The sequence below is a fragment of the Streptomyces hirsutus genome (assembly GCF_001418415.1).
Taxonomy (GTDB): domain Bacteria; phylum Actinomycetota; class Actinomycetes; order Streptomycetales; family Streptomycetaceae; genus Streptomyces; species Streptomyces hirsutus.
Genome location: NZ_LIQT01000655.1, coordinates 1 through 5,336, shown reverse-complemented (window position 1 = coordinate 5,336; position 5,336 = coordinate 1). Strand labels below are relative to the sequence as shown.

The following is a 5,336-nucleotide window of genomic DNA, read 5'->3' as shown; positions in this document are numbered from 1 at the left end:
AGTCCGCCGATCCCTCAGCCAGCGACTCCTCGAAGCGGGCCGGGGCCGGGGGCGGCTCCCTCGCGGCGGCCCGCTTCGAGGAGTCGCTGGCTGAGGGATCGGCGGACTGGCTGCTGGAACCGGCGGGTCCGGCGCGGCTGCGGCTGACGCATCTGGGCCAGTACGCGGCGGGCACCACGTACGCCCTGCCGGCGCACACCCTGCACCGGGCCTGGTGCGACACGGAGGAGCCGACGGTGACCCTGTTCCTCGAGACGGGCGGTGCAAGGCGCCGGCACACCGATGTGTTCACCCCGGGCGGCCCGCACGCGGGCGCGGTCCCGAAGGTGCCGATGAACGTACCGGGCTATCTGGAATCTCTCGGCTTCCTGGCGGACCTGCTCAGGAGGCCGTGAGCGCCTGCCGGACGATGTCCAGGTTGTAGGCGTCGATGTCGACGCCGGTCAGCTCGGACGGGTGGAGCCAGGCATGGTCCTGGTCCGGACTGGGCAGCACGACGTCCCGGGACAGCGGGCGGACCAGGAAGTTCTCCTGCCAGTTCTTGATCTCGTGCCCGGCGTACTCGCTCAGGAAGGACGATTCGCCGACCTTGCGCACGATCTCACCGAGCAGGCCGGTCTCTTCCTTGAGTTCGCGCAGCGCACCGTCCGGGGCGCTCTCACCCGGTTCGAGCTTGCCGCACGGGACGCCCCACACCCGGGGCAGGAATCTCTCGTGCTCACTGCGGCGCACCAGAAGCACGCGCCCCTCGTCGTCCGTCACGACCGCTGCCGCCAGCCGTTTGTCGCCGGGGATGTCCATGCCCATGGTTCCTCGGTCCCTCGGTCTCTCGCCGGAGATGAGTACAAGGGTTCTGATACCCGCGAAAGCGTCAACCGTACCAGGGCCGTTCGAGGGATGCAGTGGCGTCGGCCACGCCCCGTACGGAGTCCCTGCTCAGCGCCTGGATCTCCGCGTAGGCCGGTGCGGTGCCGGTGGGCGCGCGTCCCTCCCGGACGTCGGTCGCGGCCTCCACCGCGGCACCCAGCGCCCGCCGGTACAGCAGGGATCCGAGGCTGATCCGGCGCACTCCGAGACCGGCGAGCTGCGGGACGGAGGGGCCGCTGGGCGAGTAGAGGACGTTGAGCGGCACGTCGAGCCGGCGCACCAGGCCGGCGATCTCGCGGGGATCGGTGAGACCGGGCACGAACACTCCGTGGGCACCGGCCTGTTGATAGGCGTCCAGCCGGCGGAAGGTGTCCTCCCGCCTGGTGCCGTCGCCCGTGTCGGGACCGGCGGCCCAGTGGGTGTCGGTGCGTGCGTTGACGAAGAGTCCGGGGGCCGCCGCCCGCACCGCGGCGATCTTCGCGGCATGCCTGCCGATGGGCCCGAGTCCGTCCTCCAGGTTGATCCCGACAGCACCGACGGCGTACAACTCGCTTGCGAAGGCGGCGACTTCGCCGGGGTCTTCACTGAATCCGTCCTCCGCGTCCACGGACAGCCAGTACGGTCCCGAGCCGAGGGTGAGGGCGAGCAGCAGCGTCTGCTCACGCGTCGCCGCCGCCCCGTCGGGCAGCCCGGCCGCCGCGGCGACGGCCAGGCTGGTGGTGCCGATCGCCCGGAACCCCTGCGCGGCGAGAGCGGCGGCGGAGGCGTGGTCCCAGGCGTTGGGCAGCAGCAGGGGTTCGTCGGCATGGTGCAGTCCGGCGAACCCGGTGACGGCGTTCGGCGCGCTCTCGGTCATGCCGGCACGCTAGCCGCGGAATGCTTCGGCCCCGGCCGAAGTGTGCGAGGGGAGCCTGGGACGCTCCGGTTCCGGTCGGAGCGTCCCAGGGGCTTCATCCCCTTCTGACCCGGCCCTCGGGCACCAGGTGCCCCAGGACGAGTTCGTCGCGGACCAGGGCCGCGAACCGGGTGGCGCCGTACTCCGATGTGTGGGTGTTGTCGCGTTTCTCCTGGGAGAGGTAGAGCGCCTTGGAGTCCTCCACGCCGAGGGATTCCACCAGCGCCTTGGTCCTGGCGGTGAGGTCGATCAGCGGGACGCCGGCGGCCGAGGCGACGGCGCGCACGACCGCCGGGTGGTCGACGCCGAGCCCGTTGACCAGGAGGGCGGTGTCGTTGTTCAAAGTGCCGTCGGCGTTGAACCAGCGCCGCACGACGGGCGTCACGAGAACCGGTTCGCCGCCCTCGGCCCGCACGCCCGCCACCATGGTCTCGAGGTTGGCCCGGTAGGCCGCCTCGCCGGTGGTCTTGTCGTTGTGGGCGAGCTGGATGAGGACGAGGTCACCGGGCCGGATCGACGACCGGACGGTGTCCCACAGGTGCGGGTTCCCCAGATAGCTGACCGTACTCTCGCCGGAGTCCGCGTGGTTGGCGACCGAGAGCCCCTTGCGCAGGTACTGCGGAAGTTGCTGGCCCCAGCCGGAGTACGGGTCGCCGGGCTGGTCGCAGGAGGTGGAGTCGCCGACGAGGAGGATCTGCCGGGTGTGCCGGTCGGCGGCCGGGGTGACCCGGATGTCGGCGAGCGCGGGGGCGCTGCCGCCGAGGGTGAGGTCGAGTCCGGGACTGCCGTCGGGGCCGGTGGGCTCGCCCTCGGGAGTGCGGACGTCGACGGTGAAACCCCGGGTGACCCACTGCCCGGCCCCGGCGGGGGTCTCCGCGAGGAACGTGCGTCGGGTCTCGCCGCCGATGGCGGTACGGGAGGCGGCCTCACCGCCGAGGCGGACCCGCACGTCGTAGGTACCGGGCGGGAGGTCGAAGTGGCAGGCGGTGGCGGTGCAGTTCTCGATACCGAGGGCCGGCCGGTGGTCCCGCGTACGGGCGGCGGCCGGGGCGGACGACAGCCCGAGCCCTCCGGCGATCGTCGCGGCGGCCACCGCGCCGGCGACGAAAGCCCCGGCCGGCCCTCTCCGACGCGTACTCATGTCCCGCGTGTCCACTGCTGGTTGTTCCCTCCGTTGCAGGTGTACGTGATGAGGGCGGCCGAGTTGGCGGTCGCGCCGCCGGACACGTCGAGGCATTCGCCGGTCGCCCGGGACACGAGGGACACGTAGGAGCCGGTGGTGGAGACCGACCACTGCTGGGCGGTGGCCGCGGCGGAGGCGGAGCAGTTCTCCTGCGTGACGGTGCTCGCGTTCTCCTGGAGGCACAACGAACTGTTGCGCACGACGAGTTGGTGGTATCCGTTCCCGACCGGCTTGAACCAGAACCGCTGGTTGCCGCCGCCGTTGCAGTCGTACTGCTTGATCTGGGCGCCCTGCCACAGCGACTGGCTCGTCACGTCGGCGCACTTCCCGCTGTGCCGGGCGATGAGCGTGTGGTACGTGGCGGAGGTCCCGGTGACCGTTCCGGCAGCCGTGTCGACGGTGATCTCGGGCGACCAGGACAGGGACATCGAGGTGGAGGACGGGAAGGTCAACGGCAGCCACACGTACCGGGAGTCGTTGACCCTGCCGCCGAAGGAGTTGCCCCAGCGGTCCCCGAGGTACAGGTAGGACGTGCCCGAGGATCCCTGTACCGGCAGGACGAACGCGGTCTGCGATCCGTAGGCGGTGGCGTCCCCCACGGTGCGCATCGACGACCAGGGACCGGCGAGGCTGGTGGCGGTTGCGTACTGCTGCTGGTTGGGGTTCCAGCCGGTGGCGCCGGAGGTCAGCATGAAGTACACGCCGCCCCGCTTGAACAGGGCCGGCGCCTCACGGTGGCCGCCGGGCCACGGGTTGGCCACCAGGCTCGCGATGCCGGTGTGGTCGGCGGTCAGCCGGTAGAGGTGCAGGTCGTAGTTCTCGCGGGCGGCCGAGATCATGTAACCGGTGCCGTCGGTGTCGGTGAAGACGGTGAGGTCGCGGGACATGTGCTGTCCCAGCGGGCGGAAGCTGCCCCGCCACTCGTAGTCGCCGTCCACGGTGTCGGAGACGGCGACGGCGGCGCGGGCCTCGCTGTAGTCGGAGCCGTTCTCCTTGTGCATCCACATCACGAACGTGCCGGTGGCCGCGTTGTACATGACCTTGGGCCGCTCGATGTTGGCGGTGGCGAGTTCCGGGTCGCTGGCCTCGGTGAGGACGTGGTTGCGGAACTCCCAGTTCTTCAGGTCGGTCGAACGGTAGGCGTCGACGTACCGGAAGGTGTTGTCGTCGTTGCGGTGCTCGCCGAACCAGTAGTAGTACGCGCCGACCTTGATGATCCCGCCGCCGTGGGCGTGCACGGGGTTTCCGGTGACGTCGGTGAACTGGACGCCGTTGCCGATCGTCTGCGGTGCGGCCTGCGCGGGCCCGGCGGTGACGAGGGCGCCGGCGAGGGCGAGGCAGAAGGTGAGCAGAACCGCGTACAGGCGTCTCATGTCACGCCCCCGTGCCACGGGTCGTTCCGGTTCCGTCGGCCACGGGAATGCCGAAGTCCGGGGTGCCGTCCGGTTTCCAGCGGAGGGTCTGGACGCGGGTGTGGCGGTTCGGGTCGTTGAGCGGGTCCCCGTCGATTTCCTTGTACTGCCGGGCGTGGTAGACGAGGACGTCGCTGCGGCCGTCCTCGGCGACGGTGAAGCAGCCGTGCCCGGGACCGTACTGCCGGGTCGTGCCGTTGCTGGTGAAGACGGGGACGGGCGACTTGGACCAGCTCGCGGTGTCCATGAGGTCGCTGTCGGCGGGAGCGGTCAGCAGGCCCATGCAGTAGTTGGCGTCGGTGGCGCTGGCCGAGTACGTCATGAACACCCGGCCGCCCCGCTGGATCACGTACGGCCCCTCGTTGACCCTGAAGCCGATGCGCTCCCAGGCGTACTCCGGTGTGGAGAGCCGTATTTGGGGCCCGGTCAGGGTCCAGGGGTCGGCCATCTCGGAGAGCCAGATGGCGGTGTTGTTGTCCATGCCGGGCTCGTGCTGCGCCCAGGAGAGGTAGCGGGTGCCGCGGTGGGTGAAGGTGGTGGCGTCCAGGGAGAAGGTCTCCCAGGCGGTCCTGATCCGCCCCTTCTCGACCCAGGTGCCCCGGAGGGGGTCGGGGTGGGCGTTCTCCAGCACCCAGATGCGGATGGCCCACACGTCCTCGGCGGGCGCGGCGGCGAAGTAGACGTACCACTTGCCGGCGACCCGGTGCATCTCCGGCGCCCAGATGTGGGCGCCCATGTCACCGGTGGGGTGCGCCCGCCAGATCACGGACTCGGCGGCGCTTCCGAGCCCGTTCAGGGTGCGGGAGCGGCGCAGGACGATCCGGTCGTACTCGGGCGCGGTGGCGGTGAAGTAGTAGAAGCCGTCGGTGTGCCGGGTGATGTGCGGGTCGGCGCGGTTGCGGACCAACGGGTTCACGTAGGGGGCCGCCGCTTTCGGCCCGTCGGCGGGGGTGGCGGGAGCGGCGGCCCCCTACGTGAA

4 protein-coding genes and 2 pseudogenes are annotated in these 5,336 nt (G+C 70.9%); 1 reads left to right on the top strand and 5 read right to left on the bottom strand.

All coding sequences use genetic code 11. The annotated features are described in order from the left end of the window. Positions 1-395, top strand: a pseudogene (locus AOK11_RS36765) (hypothetical protein); the annotation flags it as partial. Here AOK11_RS36765 and AOK11_RS36760 read toward each other — a convergent pair. The 5 genes and pseudogenes from AOK11_RS36760 to AOK11_RS36740 all read right to left on the bottom strand — a co-directional run. Next, positions 382-801: an NUDIX hydrolase gene (locus AOK11_RS36760; protein WP_206189005.1), complete on the bottom strand. Its 420-nt coding sequence runs from the start codon at positions 799-801 to the stop codon at positions 382-384. The pseudogene AOK11_RS36765 and the gene AOK11_RS36760 overlap by 14 nt on opposite strands. Before the next feature lie 70 nt (positions 802-871). Further along, entirely contained in the window at positions 872-1,723 is an 852-nt protein-coding gene (locus AOK11_RS36755) for an isocitrate lyase/PEP mutase family protein (RefSeq protein WP_055597964.1), read from the bottom strand. Between the two features lie 94 nt (positions 1,724-1,817). After that, positions 1,818-2,903 carry a rhamnogalacturonan acetylesterase gene (locus tag AOK11_RS36750; protein WP_055597966.1) on the bottom strand — a complete coding sequence of 362 codons (1,086 nt, stop codon included), beginning with the start codon at positions 2,901-2,903 and terminating at the stop codon, positions 1,818-1,820. After that, positions 2,900-4,318, bottom strand: a complete 1,419-nt coding sequence (locus AOK11_RS36745; RefSeq protein ID WP_055597963.1) for an RICIN domain-containing protein — start codon at positions 4,316-4,318, stop codon at positions 2,900-2,902. The genes AOK11_RS36750 and AOK11_RS36745 overlap by 4 nt, the downstream gene beginning before the upstream one ends. Position 4,319: 1 nt before the next feature. Continuing rightward, a pseudogene (locus AOK11_RS36740) lies at positions 4,320-5,324 on the bottom strand (glycoside hydrolase family 43 protein); the annotation flags it as partial. Between the last annotated feature and the right edge of the window lie 12 nt (positions 5,325-5,336).

What these genes read in the sequence shown, in the direction of transcription:
- AOK11_RS36760 (WP_206189005.1), bottom strand. Translation starts at nt 801, where the DNA reads ATGGACATCCCCGGCGACAAACGGCTGGCGGCAGCGGTCGTGACGGAC.
- AOK11_RS36755 (WP_055597964.1), bottom strand. Translation starts at nt 1,723, where the DNA reads ATGACCGAGAGCGCGCCGAACGCCGTCACCGGGTTCGCCGGACTGCAC.
- AOK11_RS36750 (WP_055597966.1), bottom strand. Translation starts at nt 2,903, where the DNA reads ATGAGTACGCGTCGGAGAGGGCCGGCCGGGGCTTTCGTCGCCGGCGCG.
- AOK11_RS36745 (WP_055597963.1), bottom strand. Translation starts at nt 4,318, where the DNA reads ATGAGACGCCTGTACGCGGTTCTGCTCACCTTCTGCCTCGCCCTCGCC.